Source organism: Aminobacter sp. Y103A (assembly GCF_030294925.1).
In the GTDB taxonomy this organism is placed as follows: Bacteria; Pseudomonadota; Alphaproteobacteria; order Rhizobiales; family Rhizobiaceae; genus Aminobacter; species Aminobacter ciceronei.
The window spans coordinates 5,562,016-5,578,555 of the sequence record NZ_AP017986.1; the positions used below are offsets into that span (position 1 = coordinate 5,562,016).

Below are 16,540 nucleotides of genomic sequence, written 5' to 3' on the forward strand. Positions count from 1 at the left end.
GACGGAAGCGCCCGCCCCCTGTCCCAAGCTCGCATTGCCAAAAGCATCCGGTCACCTGTCAGCCTGCGACCGCCCGGACCAGATCAGCCCGGTCGCAGGCACGTCGCATCGATTGTCGGCATGCCGAAGCCCCCCTCGGCAGACAGCACGGCCTCATGCCTGCGCGGTATGCCGCGCGCTGTCAGGGGCAAGCTATCCGCTGCCGCCTTACCGCCTGCTTAAGCCGAATGTCACATAAGTGTCATGTGCTTAGGGGCAGCAGCGGTGGCGCGGGCGGGGCCAGATCCATGTCGCCGAAACGGCTGAAACACGCCCCGAAAAAGCAAAACGGCGGACCTTTCGGCCCGCCGTTGCTTGTTTCGCCGATAAGGCGAAAAATTACTCGGCCGAAGCTTCAGCCGGGGAAGCAGCTGCAGCCGCGATGGCGGCAGCGGCGTCGTCCTGGGCCTTCTTCAGGGCAGCCAGACGCTCCTGGGCCTTCTTGCCCGGCTCACCCTTGGTCGGGTTCGAACGAGCGTCGCGCTTCACGATGCCTGCCTCGTCGAGGAAGCGGGCAACGCGGTCGGTCGCCGTGGCGCCGTTCGACAGCCAATGCTTGGCGCGGTCGGCGTCGAGCTTCACGCGGTCGCCGTCCTTGGGCAGCAGCGGGTTCCAGGCACCGATTGCCTCGATGAAGCGGCCATCGCGCGGGCTGCGGGCGTCGGCAACGACGATGTGGTAGTAGGGGCGCTTCTTCGAGCCGGCGCGGGCCAGGCGGATCTTAAGGGACATTGTCTTACTCCTGAATAGTTCTGTCTTGGGTTGGTCTTGGTCTGCTGTCTGTTCCGCCGTCAGGCGGAGGTAGTCTTGTCTGACGCGCCGTTGTGTTCGGCAGCCAGCATTTCGTGGTGACGGATCACCTCGCGGATGATGAAGTTCAGAAACTTCTCCGCGAAATCGGGATCGAGATGGGCGTCGTCGGCCAGGCGGCGCAGGCGCGCGATCTGGGTCTGCTCACGCGCCGGATCGGCCGGCGGCAGGCCGTGGGTGGCCTTGAGCACGCCGACTGACTTGGTGCAGCGGAAGCGCTCGGCCAGCATGTGGATCAAGGCTGCGTCGATGTTGTCGATCGAAGCGCGCAATTCCTGAAGCTGTGCCTGCGGGGTGATGTCGGTCATCGCGCTCCTCACTTCTTCTTGCCAAGGCCGGGCAGGCCGCCACCGAGACCGGGAAGCTTCATGCCGCCGGGCAGGCCGGGAAGGCCACCGCCGCCGAGACCAGGCATGCCGCCCGGAAGACCCTTGAGCCCGCCACCGAGGCCGGCGGCTTCGGCCTGCTTCTGCAGGGCTTCGAGCTGCTTGGGATCCATCTTGGACAGGTCGGGCATGCCGCCGCCAGGCATCATGCCGCCGAGGCCCATCTTGGAAGCCAGGCCGCCCATCATGCCGCGCATGAGGCCGCCGCCTTTGCCCTTGCCGCCCATGGCCTTCATCATGTCGGCCATCTGGCGATGCATCTTGAGCAGCTTGTTGATCTCGGCGGCGTCGGTGCCGGAACCGGCGGCAATGCGCTTCTTGCGCGAGTGCTTGAGAACGTCGGGGTTCGCACGCTCGGCCTTGGTCATCGACGAGATGATGGCAAGCTGGCGGCCGAACATCTTGTCGTCCAGGCCCGCCGCGGCCATCTGGTCCTTCATCTTGCCCATGCCAGGCATCATGCCCATGATGCCACCCATGCCGCCCATCTTCTGCATCTGGCCAAGCTGGTCGGCGAGGTCGTTCAGGTCGAACTTGCCCGACTGCATCTTCTTGGCCATCGCCGCGGCTTTTTCCGCGTCGATGGTTTCGGCAGCCTTCTCGACCAGCGAAACGATGTCGCCCATGCCGAGGATGCGGTCGGCGATGCGCTTGGGATAGAACTCCTCCAGCGCATCCATCTTTTCGCCGACGCCGATCAGCTTGATCGGCTTGCCGGTGACAGCGCGCATCGACAGCGCAGCACCGCCGCGGCCGTCGCCGTCCATACGGGTCAGCACCAGGCCGGTGATGCCGACGCGGTCGTCGAAATTCTTGGCGAGGTTGACGGCATCCTGGCCGGTCAGCGAGTCGGCGACGAGCAGGATTTCGTGCGGGTCCGACACCTTGCGGATGTCGGCCATCTCGACCATCAGCGGCTCGTCGATATGGGTGCGGCCGGCCGTGTCGAGGATGACGACGTCGTGGCCGCCGAGCTTGGCCGCCTGAACGGCGCGCTTGGCGATGTCGACCGGCGACTGGCCGGCGATGACGGGAAGGGTCGCGACCTTGGTCTGCTCGCCGAGCTGGCGCAGCTGCTCCTGCGCGGCCGGGCGGCGCGTGTCGAGCGAGGCCATCAGGACCTTCTTGCCCTGGCGCTCGGTGAGGCGCTTGGCGATCTTGGCCGAGGTGGTGGTCTTGCCCGAACCCTGCAGGCCGACCATCATGATGACGACCGGAGCGGGCGCGTTGAGGTCGACGGCTACGCCTTCGGCGCCAAGCATTTCGACAAGTTCGTCATGGACGATCTTGACGACCATCTGCCCGGGTTTGATCGACTTCAGGACGGCGGCGCCGACGGCCTTCTCGCGCACCTTGTCGGTGAACGAGCGGACGACTTCCAGCGCCACGTCCGCTTCGAGCAGGGCACGGCGAACCTCGCGCAGGGCTGCCGAGACATCGGCCTCCGACAGTGCGCCACGGCCGGTCAGGCCGTTAAGGATTGATCCAAGCCGCTCTTGCAGCGATTCAAACATTCGACTTCCCTTCTCTCAGCCAACCGGTGTCGAACCGAGAGGTAATGCCTCTGCGCGCCTGAACCAAACCAAAAAGCACCCGGGGGCGCATTGCGCTGCCGGGTGTTGGCCTCCGGGATCGTTTTGTACCTTTAAGGGTGTCCCGGTCGGCCGCTCGGAGTGGAACTCGTCGCGGAATTTGACGGCTGTAGACAGGAAAATGCCGGGCGAGTCAAGGCAAGGGCCCGAGAACGGCGATTGTTGGCGGATTCCCGGACGAAAATCAGTGGCTGTTAATACTTCCCTGCTATCATATGCGCCATCCGGGGGGATGCATGTACTATTTTAGAGTCTTCTACCACCATGTGTGATCATCGGGTTGATCCGCATAAATGTATGGACGGTGGTGACTTCATGACCCCGACCGCAGATGCCTCGCCGCTTGCCGGCTTTGTCGAGAATATCGAATTCGCCCTGGTGGTCATCGATGCCAGCCGCAACATTTCCTTCGTCAACAAGTCGGCCGAGCGCATGTTCGGCTACGACAAGGCCGAACTCGTCGGCGAAACCCTCGATCTGATCATTCCCGCGAGACTACGCGGCGCCCACAATGCCGGCATCGCGCGCGTCGCCGCCGGCACTCCATCCAAGCTGAGCGGCAAGACCGTCGAGGTCTCGGCACTGCGTCGCGACGGCAGCGAATTCCCCATCGAACTGTCGCTGTCGGTCTGGGATGGGCCCAACGGCGTTTCCATGGGCGGCATCATCCGCGACATTTCCGAGCGCAGGCAGCGCGACATGCGCCTGTATCGTCTGGCGCATCAGGACACGCTGACTGGCCTGCCCAACCGCTTGCAGTTCGACATGCAGCTTGAGGATGCACTTGAGAGAGGCGAGGCGACCGGACTTTTGCTTGTCGACCTCGACGGCTTCAAGAAGGTCAACGACACGCTCGGCCACGCCACCGGCGACACGCTTTTGCAGGCGCTTGCCGTGCGCCTGCCCGCAGCGCTCGACGCCAATGCCATAGTGGCGCGGCTAGGCAGCGACGAGTTTGCGGTGCTGTTGCGCGGTATCGACAGGCCGGCGGCGGTCGCTGCCGCCGCCAACAGCCTGCTGCATTCGTTCGAACAGCCCTTCGAGATCGGCGACCACTTTCTCAAGCTCGGCGTCAGCATCGGCGGCGCGGTTGCGCCCCGCGATGGCGGTGACTCGGAAGAGCTGATGGCCAGCGCCGATCTGGCGCTTTACCGCGCACGGCAGCAAGGCGGCAGCTATCGCATATTCGAGCCGGGCATGCGCAACGCCGTGGCCGTACGGCGCGCGCTGCAGGACGAGTTGCTGCGCGCCATCAGGGCCCGGGAATTCGTGCTGCACTACCAGCCGCAGGTCTGTCTGGAGAGCGGCAGGGTGATGGGCGCCGAGGCGCTGCTGCGCTGGAACCACCCGTTACGCGGGCTGCTCGCGCCCGCCGATTTCCTTGCCGTGCTCGAAACGCATTCCGGCGCGCTGACGGTGGGCAACTGGATCCTTGATGAGGCCTGCCGACAGTCGGCCGCGTGGCGGGCTTCAGGCTTTGCCCCCATCACGATGGCCGTCAATCTGTTTGCCGTTCAGGTCAACGCCGGTAACCTGGCCGAAACCGTGACGTCGACGCTGTCGCGTCACGGTCTGCTTGCCGACGCGCTCGAACTCGAGGTCACCGAAACCATCGCGCTCGATTATGAAGAGCGTACTCTGGAGCCGTTCCGCAAACTCGGCAAGGCGGGCGTCGGCCTCGCCTTCGACGATTTCGGCACCGGCCACGCAGCACTCAGCACTATCAAGCGTTTTCCCCTCACGGTGCTCAAGGTCGACCGCAGTTTCATCCGCGACATGCTGCGCGATCCGCAGGACGCGGCAATCGTGCGCGCGGTGCTCGGCATGGCCGGTGACATGGGGCTGTCGGTTATCGCCGAAGGCATCGAGACGCGGGCACAGGAGGCGGCACTCTACGCCATGGGCTGTCGCGTCGGCCAAGGCTATCTCTATTCCAAGGCGCTGCCGGCTGCAGAGTTCGAGCAAATGCTGAAGCGGGCGGAACATGCTTCCGAGACGTCGATCACGCCGCTCTAGGACCGGCCGCCGGACAGCTTGCCCGGCGGCCTCCAAGGCTATCGGACCACGTAGACCACGCGCCGAGTCGACGGTTCAACCAGCACCGGCTGGCCGTTCACATTGACATAACGATACTCGTAGTCGGGTATCTCGGTCAGTTCGACCGTATCAGGCAGGCCGGCACCCACCACGACCTCGCCGTCGAGATAGACCGGCTCGACCCGATGGTCGGTCACATAGGTACGAACCGCCCCGGGCGGCTCGATGGCCGGCATCACTTCACCAGCGACGATCGCCCCTGTCGTGCCGTCGATGACAACGTCACCGGCGCCACCGGCAGCCGGCGGATCAACGACAATCACGCCGGAATCTACCGGACGCGCCGAAAGCACGATCTGCTGGCCGCCGAAATCGCCGACGAGATAATCGGAGTAAACCCAGCCGTCGCCGCCGGAATCGGCGACGCTGCACCATTTGCTGCCTTCAAGGCAGCCGCGAAGCGTAGTGCCCTGTCCGGCACCGATGACGCCGATGACCGGATATTGCGGCCCAGGGCCGGCGCGGACGTTGAGATCGGTCGCAGCCTGCACGGCAACGTCGGCAAATGACGGGCCGGAGAAGGCGAGAAGCGCCCCCGCGATGGCGGGCAACAACAGTTTCGTTTTCATCTTTTCGCTCCGTTTTCCTGGTCCCTCAAGGTGCCGAAACGGAGCCGACAGTCATCGGTTCCTGACGAAATGGCCCGGAACGCTCACGAATTGTAGCAGATTGACGTTCGCTAAGCTGATGTCCTCCAATGTGTCGCCAGTTGCGAAGCGACCTGTCCTGCCACCGCTTCGCCCGACAGCCGGGCCCCACCGCAGGTCTGGATCAGCGGCCCCGCAAGATGCTCGCCGGCAAAGAAGATGCGCTCGCCGAGCGGCTGCATCAGGACCGACCGCGCCTCGGAACGACCGGGACGCGCTGCGGCATAGGCGCCCCTGACATAGCGTTCGCCGCCCCAATTCGTCATCATCGCCCGGCCGACATGCTTGCGCGTGTCGTTGCCGAAGATCTCGCACAGCCGGTCGGTGGCGAAATCGACGCCGGCTGCCTCGCCGGCTGCCGACAGCTCCCAGGCGAAATCGCCGCCGACGAAGCCGACCATCAGGTCGAGATCGAAGGGAAAGCTGAGGAAGTAGATGTCGTGACGCGCGGACCGCTCGATGAGCAGGTCATCGAAGGGTTTGAGACCAAGGCGGCTGCCTTTGATTTCGACGGGCAGCTTGGTCAACATGCCCATCGGCAGGTCGAAAAACGCCGTCATATAGTGTTCCGGCAGCGCGGGCGAAAAGGCGATCTCCTCGAAGGCCAGCACCGCCGGCGATGCCGTCACGATCGCAGCCCCGGCACGCAGCACGCCGCGATCGGTGTGGCAGCTGACGCCTGCACCATCCCAGTCGATCCGTCGCACCGGCGTGGCAAGCTCGACCGGAACATCCGCGCCGAAACGCGCGACCAGTGCGCCATACCCTTCCCGAGTGAAGTAATTGGGATCGAGATCGGCGGCATTCCTGAAGTCGGCGATCGAAATCTCGTCTTCGTCGGCGCCGAAATCCATCGGTCCGCAGAAGGTGGCGGCGGCACGCGACGAGCGTCCCTTGGCCAAGAGCGCGCCAAGCCGGTCGTCGGGGTCGGCGTGACTTTCAAGTAAGGCCGCCATGGCGGCATCCGCCTGTTTGACCTCCGCTTCCTCGGCCTCACTCGCCTTACGGTTGCGATAGTAGAGGTGATCAATGTTCATGTCGTGATGATGCATGGTCCAGCCGGCGGCCTCGGCCTCCGGGAAATAGGGGTTGCGATCGGCGGCGTGCAACCAGGCGCAACCGATGTCGAAGGGCGCACCGAAGTGTTTGCTGCTGGTCCAGGCGCGCCCCCCTATACGATCCATGGCTTCCAGCACTTTGAAGCTAAGTCCTGCGGCACGCAGGACTTTTGCCGCCGAAAGGCCGGCGGAACCGGCGCCGACGATCACAACATCGACATCATCCATGTTTTTTCCCCGCTCTCGCCATATTCACCGCTTGATCCTATGCGAGAATTTTGCCACCTGCCATTGCAGGCAGACGGGGACGTAAACGCCTTCTTAATGCTAAAAAGCGAGCGTTGGGCTGGCAACACCCCTCCCAGGGACATTTGATTCAGGCATCAGGAGAACGGCATGGCATTGACTGCCAAGGTGAAGACTTTTGCTGCGGCCTCCGCCATGCTGGCGGTTTCGGCAGGCAGCTCAATTGCGGCGGAATGCGGCAACAACGCGGGCGGCTTCGAAGCATGGAAGGCGGCATTTGCCGACCAGGCGGCGGCGAACGGCATCAAGGGCAACGCGCTGAGCGCTCTCGCCAAGACGACCTATGCCACCAAGACGATCTACGCCGACCGCAACCAGAAGAGCTTCAAGCTCTCGCTTGACCAGTTCATGGCCAAGCGCGGCGGCAAGGCGATTGCCTCCAAGGGCAAGACGATCAAGAAGCAGAACGCGGCGCTGTTCCAGAGCATCGAGGCGCGCTATGGCGTGCCGGCCGGCCCGCTGATCGCGATCTGGGGCATGGAGACCGGCTTCGGCGGCTTCATGGGCAACCAACACACGCTGTCGGCGGTCGCCACGCTCGCTTATGACTGCCGCCGTTCGGAATATTTCACCGACCAGCTCTACGCAGCGCTCAAGCTCGTCCAGAGCGGCACGCTGGCGCCCAACGCCATCGGCGCTGCTCATGGCGAAATCGGCCAGACGCAGTTCCTGCCGGTCAACGTGCTGAAATACGGTGCTGACGGCGACGGCAACGGCAAGATCGACATGGTCCGCTCCAAGGCCGACGCGCTGGCCTCGACCGCCAACTTCCTGCGCGGCCACGGCTGGAGCGCAGGCGGCGGCTACCAGCCCGGCCAGGCCAATTTCGGCGCACTGCAGGGCTGGAACGCAGCCAGCGTCTACCAGCAGGCGATCGCCATCATCGGCGCCGAGATCGACGGCAACTGACGCCTGACGACCTGACACAACCCTGTCAGGAGACATTTCCGAGGCACTGGCAAAGCCAGGGCCTCGGACGCAAAATGACAAGAGCCCGGTGGCGACGCCGGGCTTTTTCAATGCGGACGAGGATCTTGTCATGAACAGCCAGAGCGGCCTGCCCGCCGATCTCTCGCGCTTCGGCAATGTCGAAGGCTACAGCCATTACCCAAAGACCGTGACACCGGGGTTGCCGGCACCCGCCGGCGGCGGCCTGCTGAAGTGGTACGACATCGCCGAGGCCGCGACGCCGGTGACACGCGACACCAGTGCGCTGGCACAGCGTTTCCTGGCGGCGGAGACGGCAACCGGGCGACTCAAGCTCAAGGGCGAGCTCGGCTTTGTCATCCTGCACCGCTGCGGCGGCGATTTTCATTTTCTGCTGGTGAGTTCGTGGCGCAATGCCAACGAGATGTGGGAAACTGTCTACGCCAAGACATCGGACGCCCCCGATTTCTCGCTGTTTCCGCTGCCCGGCCCGCACCGCGCCACCTTCTGTGTCTGGGAGCTGGCCGCAGTGAACCACGAGCGGCTGGCCTTCAGCCGGTACCTCTATTCAGCGCGCGACGAGGCGGCCAAGCGGGCGTATCTTGAGGATTATTACGAAGGTGGGGCGTGAGTCTTTCATTCTCCCCGCTTGCGGGGAGAATGTGGCCCAAAAGGCTGAATAAGGGGCAGCGCGTAATTCTGAGAGGCTTGTCTGCCTGCCGGCATCTTCTCCCCGTAGAACGGGGAGAAGAAAAAGCTCGTCATTGCCGGTTACGCGCGGCGAGCGTGCGCAGGCGCAAGGCGTTGAGCTTGATGAAGCCGGCGGCGTCCTTCTGGTCGTAGGCGCCCTGGTCGTCCTCGAAGGTGACCAGCTTGTCGGAATAGAGCGACTTCGCGCTCTCTCGGCCGATGACCATGACATTGCCCTTGTAGAGCTTGAGGGTGACTTCGCCCTCGACGTCCTTCTGGCTGAGGTCGATCGCTGCCTGCAGCATCTGGCGCTCGGGCGAGAACCAGAAGCCGTAATAGATCAGCTCGGCGTAACGCGGCATCAGCTCATCCTTGAGATGCGCGGCACCACGGTCGAGCGTGATCGATTCGATGGCGCGGTGCGCCTGAAGCAGGATCGTGCCGCCCGGGGTCTCGTAGACGCCGCGGCTCTTCATGCCGACGAAGCGGTTCTCGACCAGGTCGAGACGGCCGATGCCGTTGTCGCGGCCGTAGTCGTTGAGCTTGGCCAGCAGCGCCGCCGGTGACAGGTGCTCGCCATTGATCGAGACGGCATCACCCTTTTCGAAGCCGATCTTGATGATGGTTGCCTTGTCAGGCGCAGCCTCGGGCGAAATGGTGCGCATGTGCACATACTCGGGTGCCTCGACGGCCGGATCTTCCAGTACTTTGCCCTCGGAGGACGAGTGCAAAAGGTTGGCATCCACGGAGAAGGGGGCCTCACCCTTCTTGTCCTTGGCGACCGGGATCTGGTGCTTTTCGGCGAAGTCGAGCAGGTCGGTGCGGCTCTTGAACGACCAGTCGCGCCACGGTGCGATGATCTTGATGTCGGGATTGAGCGCATAGGCCGACAGCTCGAAGCGGACCTGATCGTTGCCCTTGCCAGTGGCGCCGTGGGCGATTGCGTCTGCACCGGTCTTCCTGGCGATATCGACGAGGTGCTTGGAGATCAGCGGACGAGCAATCGAAGTGCCGAGCAGGTAAACGCCTTCATAGACGGCATTGGCGCGGAACATCGGGAAAACAAAGTCGCGGACGAATTCTTCGCGCACGTCCTCGATGAAGATCTCCTTGATGCCCAGCATCTCGGCCTTCTTGCGCGCCGGCTCGAGCTCCTCGCCCTGGCCGAGATCGGCAGTGAAGGTGACGACCTCGGCGTTGAGCTCGGTCTGCAGCCACTTCAGGATGATGGAGGTGTCGAGACCGCCGGAATAGGCGAGCACAACCTTCTTGACGTCTTTCCACTTGGACATTTGAGCACGGCACCTTTTGCAAGCGGCCGGCTGGGGCCGCGTTTCCCGGGCTTTCTAAGCAGGAACGGGCAAGCGGGCAAGGGCGATCATGCCGCTGCGATAGCAGCGTGATCGCCCAGGCTTGCTCACTTGCGCTTCATCGCCTCAAGCAGGGCCGCGCCGAACGCACCTTGCTGGTCCGCCTTGTTTGGCTGCGGCTTCGATGACGCGAACTTCATGTCGCGGCTCTTGGCGGGAGCGGCCGAGCGGGGCGCCGGCTCGCCGCCATCCTTGCGCATGGTAAGCCCGATGCGCTTGCGCGCAATGTCGACCTCGACGACGCGGACTTTCACCACGTCGCCGGCCTTCACCACCTCATGTGGGTCCTTCACGAACTTGTCGGCCAGCTGCGAGACATGGACGAGGCCGTCCTGATGCACGCCAATGTCAACGAAGGCGCCGAAAGCGGCGACGTTGGTGACGGTACCTTCGAGCAGCATGCCGGGCTTGAGATCCTTGATGTCGTCGACGCCGTCGGCGAAGGTCGCGGTCTTGAAGCCCGGACGCGGGTCGCGACCCGGTTTTTCCAGCTCGGCGATGATGTCGCGCACCGTCGGCAGGCCGAAACGTTCGTCGACGAAGGCGCGCGGATCGATCGCCTTAAGTGCTGCACTGTCACCCATCAGCTGGCGCAGGTCACGGCCGCAGGACGCCACTATCTTCTTGGCGACGCCATAGGCTTCAGGATGGACGGACGAAGCATCGAGCGGCTCCTTGCCGTCACGGATGCGCAGGAAGCCGGCGCATTGTTCGAAGGCGCGCTGGCCAAGGCGGGGGACCGACAACAGGTCGCGACGTGTGGCGAAGGCGCCCGAGGCGTCACGGTAGGCGACGATCGACTCGGCCAGCGACGGCCCAAGACCGGAGACACGAGCGAGCAGGGGGGCAGAGGCGGTGTTGAGGTCGACACCGACGGCGTTCACCGCATCCTCGACCACCGCTTCGAGCGAACGTCCGAGGCGATACTGGTCGACGTCGTGCTGGTACTGACCGACGCCGATCGACTTGGGCTCGATCTTGACCAGCTCGGCGAGCGGATCCTGCAGACGGCGCGCAATCGATACGGCACCACGCAGCGACACGTCGAGATTGGGGAACTCGGCCGCGGCCGTAGCGGAGGCCGAATAGACCGAGGCGCCGGCCTCGCTGACAATGACCTTTGTCGGCTTGGGTGCCGGCATGTCAGTCAGCATGTCGGCGACGAGGCGCTCGGTTTCGCGGCTGCCGGTGCCGTTGCCGATGGCGATCAGCTCGACCTTGTGGCGGATGATAAGCCGGGCCAGTTCAGCTTGGGTTCCACGCACGTCGTTCTTCGGCGGGAAGGGGTAGACCGTGGTGGTGTCGAGCACCTTGCCGGTGGCGTCGATGACCGCAACCTTGACCCCGGTGCGGATGCCCGGATCGAGGCCCATGGTGGCGCGCGAGCCGGCAGGGGCGGCGAGCAACAGGTCCTTGAGGTTGCGCGAGAAGACGCGGATCGCCTCTTCCTCGGCCGCCTCGCGCAGGTCGCGCATCAGGTCGAGCGACAGCGAAAGCGACAGTTTCACGCGCCAGGTCCAGCCGACGACCTGCATCAGCCACTGGTCGCCGGGCAGGGTCGATCCAATCTGGTAGGCGGCGGCGATCATGCGCTCGACCGGCTTGACCGGCGAGGTGTCGTCGGCATCGATCTCGAGGTCGAGCGTCAGCACGTCCTCGTTGCGGCCGCGCAGCATGGCGAGCGCCCGGTGGCTCGGCACGGAGGCCCAGCGCTCGGAATGGTCGAAATAATCGGAGAACTTGGCGCCGGCGTCCTGCTTGCCGTCGACGACGCGGGCACGCATGACGGCGCGTTCCTTCATGTGGGTGCGCAGGCGGCCGAGGAGATCGGCGTTTTCCGAAATGCCCTCGGCGACGATATCGCGCGCGCCTTCCAGCGCCGCCTTCACATCGGCCACTTCGCCGACGACGTAAGGCACGGCGAGCTCAGCGGGCACTTTCGAACGGTCGGCGAGGATCGCTTCTGCCAGCGGTCCAAGCCCGCGCTCCCTGGCGATTTCCGCTTTGGTGCGGCGCTTGGGCTTGTAAGGCAGGTAGATATCTTCGAGCTCGGCCTTGGTGGTGACGGTGGCGATGCGGATCGCCAGCTCGTCGGTCATCTTGCCCTGGCTGGTGATGGATTCGACGATGGCAGTGCGGCGCGCCTCGAGTTCGCGCAGATAGGCGAGGCGTTCGGAGAGATCGCGCAGCTGGGTGTCGTCGAGGCCGCCGGTGACTTCCTTGCGGTAGCGGGCGACGAAGGGAACGGTCGCACCCTCGTCGAGCAGCCCGACGGCAGCTATGACCTGCTCGGCCTTCGCATTGATCTCGGCTGCAATGATCGCAGCGATTTTCCTGATGTCGCCAGCCATGGAATCCTGGTGCCTGTTGTACGGGTGCGCGAACATAGTGACTGCCGGGCGGAACGCCAAACGACCATTTTCCCGCGCCGTCTCAAGCTCCACAGAAAAGCGGCAGGGCTGCGGCAATCGGCGCGGCAAACGGATGGAATTTTGGCAGGCATCTTCGCAGCTTCCGCGTATCTTCCCGGGAAAGCGCCCTCAGGAGCAAATCAATGAAATTCGACCGGTTTCTGTTTGTCGCAGCGGCGCTGTGCGGCGCAGCCGGCGTGGCGCTGTCGGCGGCGGCCAGCCATGGCGGCAGCGCAAATGTCGCCACTGCGGCTAATTTTCTGCTGTTTCATGCGCCTGTACTGATCGCTCTGTCGCTGTTGGCAGCCCACAGCCGCACCCTGCACGTCGGAGCAGCCATTCTACTCCTGTCAGTGTTGCTGTTCTCAGGCGATCTCCTGGCGCGCGACTATCTGGGCCAACGCCTGTTTCCCTTCGCCGCCCCCTTGGGCGGCACCGGCATGATCCTGGGCTGGCTGACGCTGGCGGTTGGCGGGCTGACGGTCCGCCAAGACGGCTGATCCTCAGCCGATTCGATAGGGAAGGGGGTGACGGACGTCCTTGTCGATTACCAGCCGGCGCTTGAGCGGCGGCACGGCGCGCTGGAGGCAGTTGGTGCGCTCGCAGATGCGGCATGAAATGCCGATCGGATCGAAGGCGGTTCTGCTACCCAGCTCCAACCCGTCGGCATAGACAAAATCCTGCGCGTAAGTGACCTCGCAGCCAAGCGCGATGGAATAGCGCCGGTGCGGCGCGTTGAAGCCGCCGCCGCCCTTGGAGATTTCCGTGGCGATGCAGAGATATCGCGCGCCATCGGGCGTCTCGGCCAGCTGGCGGATGATCCGGCCCGGCGTCTCGAAGGCCTGGTGCACGTTCCACAGCGGACAGGCCGCGCCGAAACGAGCGAACTGCAGCTTGGCGGCACTGTGGCGCTTGGTGATGTTGCCGGCGCGGTCGATGCGGGCAAAGAAGATCGGCACGCCCTTGTGCCCCGGCCGCTGCAGCGTACTGAGGCGGTGGGCCACCTGCTCGATCGAGGCGCCGAAATGCGCGGCCATCAGCTCGAGGTCGTGGCGCAGCTCCGCCGCCGCGCGCATGAAGGCCTGATAGGGGAGGGTCAGCGCGCCGGCGAAATAATTGCGCAGCCCCATCTTGCAGATTTCCTGCGCCTCGCTGGTACGGAATTCGGCCGAACGAGCGATCTGTGCCACCTCGGCCTCCATCTCCATCTCGGCGATCTGGAAGGCGATCTGGAAGCTGCGGGTGGCCAGAGGCGAGTAGGGGTTGAGAAACAGCACCCCCGACTTGGCGTCGAAGCGCCTCAGCGCATCGTCGTCGGCATCGGCGCGGGCGATGCGGACGCCGTGCCGGCTGTCCAGATGCCCCGCCATCGCCGCATAACTGTCGCGCTCGCCGATGCCGAGCTCCCCGGCCAGCCGCTCGGCCGCCACGTCGAGCGCGTGGATGTAATTGTCGACGAAATGGAAGAAGTCGCGCACTTCCTCATAGGGCGTCGGCTCGGAGGCCGATGTGCCGCGCCCCAGTGTGTCGTCAAGGCTCGCCAGCTGCTCGGAATTGCGGCGATAGGCTTGATGGGCCGAGATCAGCGCCCGGGCGAAGCCCGGCGCGTTCTGCGTCACCAGCTTCAGTTCCTGCAGGTTGGGCGCGTAGTTCTCGAAGATCGGATCGGACAGTGCCTCCGTCAGCGCCGACAGCAGCCGGTCATTGTCGCCCTGCGAAATCTCCGAGATGTCGATCTGGAATTTTTCGGCGAGCGCGAGCAGCACCGAGGCGGAAACCGGACGCTGGTTGTTCTCGATCTGGTTGAGATAGCTGGTCGAGATGCCGATGCGCTCGGCGAAGCTCGCCTGCGTCGCCTTGTTGGCCTCGCGCAGCTCGCGCACCTTGCGGCCGATATAGAGTTTGCGGGTCGCCATGTTTGCAAATTCGCAATTTACATTTCTCGAATTTGTATATTACGCTTTTGCGCACTTTCAACTGTTTTCCTGCGCGCGCCATGGGGCTATTGCGCCAACTTCGCTGCTTGCCGCTGACGCGGCGAGAGGCCATTGTTTTTCAACCTCGTAGCGCGGGAGAAAGCCCCATGACGCTCTACCAGACCGTTGCCGACAGGCGGACCAGCCGGCTCAGCACAATGGACATCGTGGCCGTCGTCGCGGGCTCGTTGCTTCTGACCGCCTCCGCCAAGATCCAGGTGCCGTTCTACCCCGTTCCCATGACCATGCAGACGCTTGTCGTCATCGGCCTCGGCCTGGCGCTCGGCCCGGTACGTGGCACTGCTGCCGTTGCTCTCTATCTCGCGCAGGGCGCTCTTGGCCTGCCGGTCTTTGCCGGCACGCCCGAAAAGGGCATCGGCCTCGCCTACATGACGGGCCCGACCGGCGGTTATCTCGCAGGCTACCTGCCTGCCGCAGTACTCGCCGGCTGGCTCGCCGAGCGCGGCTGGGACCGCAACGCTGCCACCGCCATGCTGGCCGCACTGCTTGCCGGAGCCGTCATCTATGTGCCCGGCCTGCTCTGGCTCGGCAATGTCGTCGGCTGGGACAAGCCTGTGCTGGCCTTCGGCCTCTACCCCTTCATATCAGGCGACGTCATGAAGGCCGTGCTTGCCGCGATCGCCTTCCCCGCCGCCTGGAAATGGCTTTCTCACAAGGGCATAAACTGATGCGCGCCGTACTCGAACAACTGGAAGCCCGCCGCGCCGAGGCCCGCCTCGGCGGCGGCCAGAAGCGCATCGATGCCCAGCATGCCAAGGGCAAGCTGACGGCGCGCGAACGCATCGACGTGCTGCTCGATGAAGGCTCCTTCGAAGAGTTCGACATGTATGTCACCCACCGCACCACCGATTTCGGCATGGCCGAGCAGAAGGTGGCGGGTGACGGCGTCGTTACCGGCTGGGGCACCATCAACGGTCGCCTGGTCTATGTCTTCAGCCAGGACTTCACCGTGCTCGGCGGCTCGCTGTCGGAGACGCACGCGCAGAAAATCTGCAAGATCATGGACATGGCGATGCGCAACGGCGCGCCCGTCATCGGCCTGAACGACTCCGGCGGCGCCCGCATCCAGGAAGGCGTCGCTTCGCTCGCCGGCTATGCCGACGTATTCAAGCGCAATGTCGATGCCTCCGGCGTCGTGCCGCAGATCTCGGTCATCATGGGGCCCTGCGCCGGCGGCGCAGTCTATTCGCCGGCCATGACCGACTTCATCTTCATGGTGCGTGACTCGTCCTACATGTTCGTTACCGGCCCGGACGTGGTGAAGACGGTCACCAACGAGATAGTCACGGCAGAAGAACTCGGCGGCGCCCGCACGCACACCGCGAAGTCCTCGGTTGCCGACGGCGCCTACGAAAACGACATCGAGGCGCTGGAGCAGGTCCGCCTGCTGTTCGACTTCCTGCCGCTCAATAACCGCGAGAAGCCGCCGGTACGGCCGTTCCACGACGACCCGAGCCGGCTGGAGATGCGGCTCGACACGCTGATCCCCGACAGCGCGACCAAACCCTACGACATGAAGGAGCTGATCCTGGCGATCGCCGACGAGGGCGATTTCTTCGAAATCCAGGAAGCCTTCGCCAAGAACATCATCACCGGCTTCATGCGCATCGAGGGCCAGAGCGTCGGCGTGGTCGCCAACCAGCCGATGGTGCTGGCCGGCTGTCTCGACATCGATTCATCGCGCAAGGCTGCGCGTTTCGTCCGTTTCTGCGATGCCTTCTCGATCCCGATCCTGACCTTGGTCGACGTGCCGGGCTTCCTGCCTGGTACCGCCCAGGAATATGGCGGCGTCATCAAGCATGGCGCCAAGCTACTCTTCGCCTACAGCCAGGCCACCGTGCCGATGGTGACGCTGATCACCCGAAAAGCCTATGGCGGCGCCTATGACGTCATGGCCTCCAAGCATATCGGCGCCGACATCAACTATGCCTGGCCGACGGCCGAGATCGCCGTGATGGGTGCCAAGGGCGCGACCGAGATCCTCTATCGCTCCGAACTGGGCGACGCCGGCAAGATCGCCGAGCGCACCAAGGAGTACGAGACCAACTTCGCCAACCCGTTCAAGGCAGCCGAGCGCGGCTTCATCGACGAGGTGATCATGCCGCACTCGTCGCGCCGCCGCATCGCCCGCGCTTTCGCCGCCCTGCGCGGCAAGAAGCTCGATGCGCCGTGGAAGAAGCACGACACGATACCGCTGTGAGCAGGACAAA

The 16,540-nt window shown here is 64.3% G+C and carries 14 protein-coding genes; 6 read left to right on the plus strand and 8 right to left on the minus strand.

The features are described from left to right. Positions 1–378: 378 nt before the first annotated feature. From rpsP to ffh, 3 genes are read right to left on the minus strand one after another with little or no spacing between them, the layout of a single operon-like run. Positions 379–771, minus strand: a complete 393-nt coding sequence (gene rpsP / locus Amn_RS27360; protein ID WP_067955862.1) for a 30S ribosomal protein S16 — start codon at positions 769–771, stop codon at positions 379–381. 59 nt (positions 772–830) lie between these two features. Further along, a complete protein-coding gene (locus Amn_RS27365; RefSeq protein ID WP_067955860.1) occupies positions 831–1,157 on the minus strand; it encodes a chorismate mutase in 327 nt (108 codons plus the stop codon). 8 nt (positions 1,158–1,165) lie between these two features. Continuing rightward, positions 1,166–2,749: a signal recognition particle protein gene (gene ffh, locus Amn_RS27370; RefSeq protein WP_067955854.1), complete on the minus strand. Its 1,584-nt coding sequence runs from the start codon at positions 2,747–2,749 to the stop codon at positions 1,166–1,168. Between the two features lie 393 nt (positions 2,750–3,142). Here ffh and Amn_RS27375 point away from each other — a divergent pair, with 393 nt between their 5' ends. After that, positions 3,143–4,843, plus strand: coding sequence for a putative bifunctional diguanylate cyclase/phosphodiesterase (locus Amn_RS27375; protein WP_067965902.1), 1,701 nt, complete (start codon positions 3,143–3,145; stop codon positions 4,841–4,843). Positions 4,844–4,881: 38 nt separating this feature from the next. On the opposite strand, the gene Amn_RS27380 is transcribed toward Amn_RS27375, so the two are convergent. Then, positions 4,882–5,493: a DUF1236 domain-containing protein gene (locus Amn_RS27380; protein ID WP_067955852.1), complete on the minus strand. Its 612-nt coding sequence runs from the start codon at positions 5,491–5,493 to the stop codon at positions 4,882–4,884. 110 nt (positions 5,494–5,603) lie between these two features. Then, entirely contained in the window at positions 5,604–6,857 is a 1,254-nt protein-coding gene (locus tag Amn_RS27385) for a flavin monoamine oxidase family protein (RefSeq protein WP_263005604.1), read from the minus strand. 168 nt (positions 6,858–7,025) lie between these two features. Between Amn_RS27385 and Amn_RS27390 the strand changes: the two genes are divergently transcribed. Together Amn_RS27390 and Amn_RS27395 are read left to right on the plus strand one after the other, a co-directional pair. Then, entirely contained in the window at positions 7,026–7,844 is an 819-nt protein-coding gene (locus Amn_RS27390; RefSeq protein WP_067955848.1) for a lytic murein transglycosylase, read from the plus strand. A 130-nt stretch (positions 7,845–7,974) separates the two neighbouring features. Beyond that, complete coding sequence (locus tag Amn_RS27395; protein ID WP_154386251.1) at positions 7,975–8,493, plus strand: hypothetical protein; 519 nt, start codon at positions 7,975–7,977, stop codon at positions 8,491–8,493. Between the two features lie 130 nt (positions 8,494–8,623). Here Amn_RS27395 and Amn_RS27400 read toward each other — a convergent pair whose 3' ends face one another. Together Amn_RS27400 and Amn_RS27405 are read right to left on the minus strand one after the other, a co-directional pair. Next, positions 8,624–9,844 carry an argininosuccinate synthase gene (locus Amn_RS27400; protein ID WP_286294158.1) on the minus strand — a complete coding sequence of 407 codons (1,221 nt, stop codon included), beginning with the start codon at positions 9,842–9,844 and terminating at the stop codon, positions 8,624–8,626. A 125-nt stretch (positions 9,845–9,969) separates the two neighbouring features. After that, complete coding sequence (locus Amn_RS27405) at positions 9,970–12,273, minus strand: Tex family protein (RefSeq protein WP_286294160.1); 2,304 nt, start codon at positions 12,271–12,273, stop codon at positions 9,970–9,972. A gap of 203 nt (positions 12,274–12,476) precedes the next feature. On the opposite strand from Amn_RS27405, the gene Amn_RS27410 reads away from it, so the two are divergent. Beyond that, positions 12,477–12,833 (plus strand): DUF423 domain-containing protein, encoded by a 357-nt coding sequence (locus Amn_RS27410; RefSeq protein WP_067955842.1) that lies wholly within the window; start codon positions 12,477–12,479, stop codon positions 12,831–12,833. A 3-nt stretch (positions 12,834–12,836) separates the two neighbouring features. Here the strand turns inward: Amn_RS27410 and Amn_RS27415 are convergent, their stop codons facing one another. Beyond that, positions 12,837–14,249, minus strand: coding sequence for a helix-turn-helix domain-containing protein (locus Amn_RS27415; protein ID WP_067955840.1), 1,413 nt, complete (start codon positions 14,247–14,249; stop codon positions 12,837–12,839). A gap of 167 nt (positions 14,250–14,416) precedes the next feature. Between Amn_RS27415 and Amn_RS27420 the strand changes: the two genes are divergently transcribed. Together Amn_RS27420 and Amn_RS27425 are read left to right on the plus strand one after the other, a co-directional pair. After that, the gene (locus Amn_RS27420) at positions 14,417–14,998 is read left to right on the plus strand and encodes a biotin transporter BioY (protein ID WP_067955838.1); all 582 of its coding nucleotides are present in this window, start codon (positions 14,417–14,419) and stop codon (positions 14,996–14,998) included. Beyond that, positions 14,998–16,530: an acyl-CoA carboxylase subunit beta gene (locus Amn_RS27425; protein WP_067955836.1), complete on the plus strand. Its 1,533-nt coding sequence runs from the start codon at positions 14,998–15,000 to the stop codon at positions 16,528–16,530. Before Amn_RS27420 ends, Amn_RS27425 begins: the two co-directional genes overlap by 1 nt. Positions 16,531–16,540 lie beyond the last annotated feature (10 nt).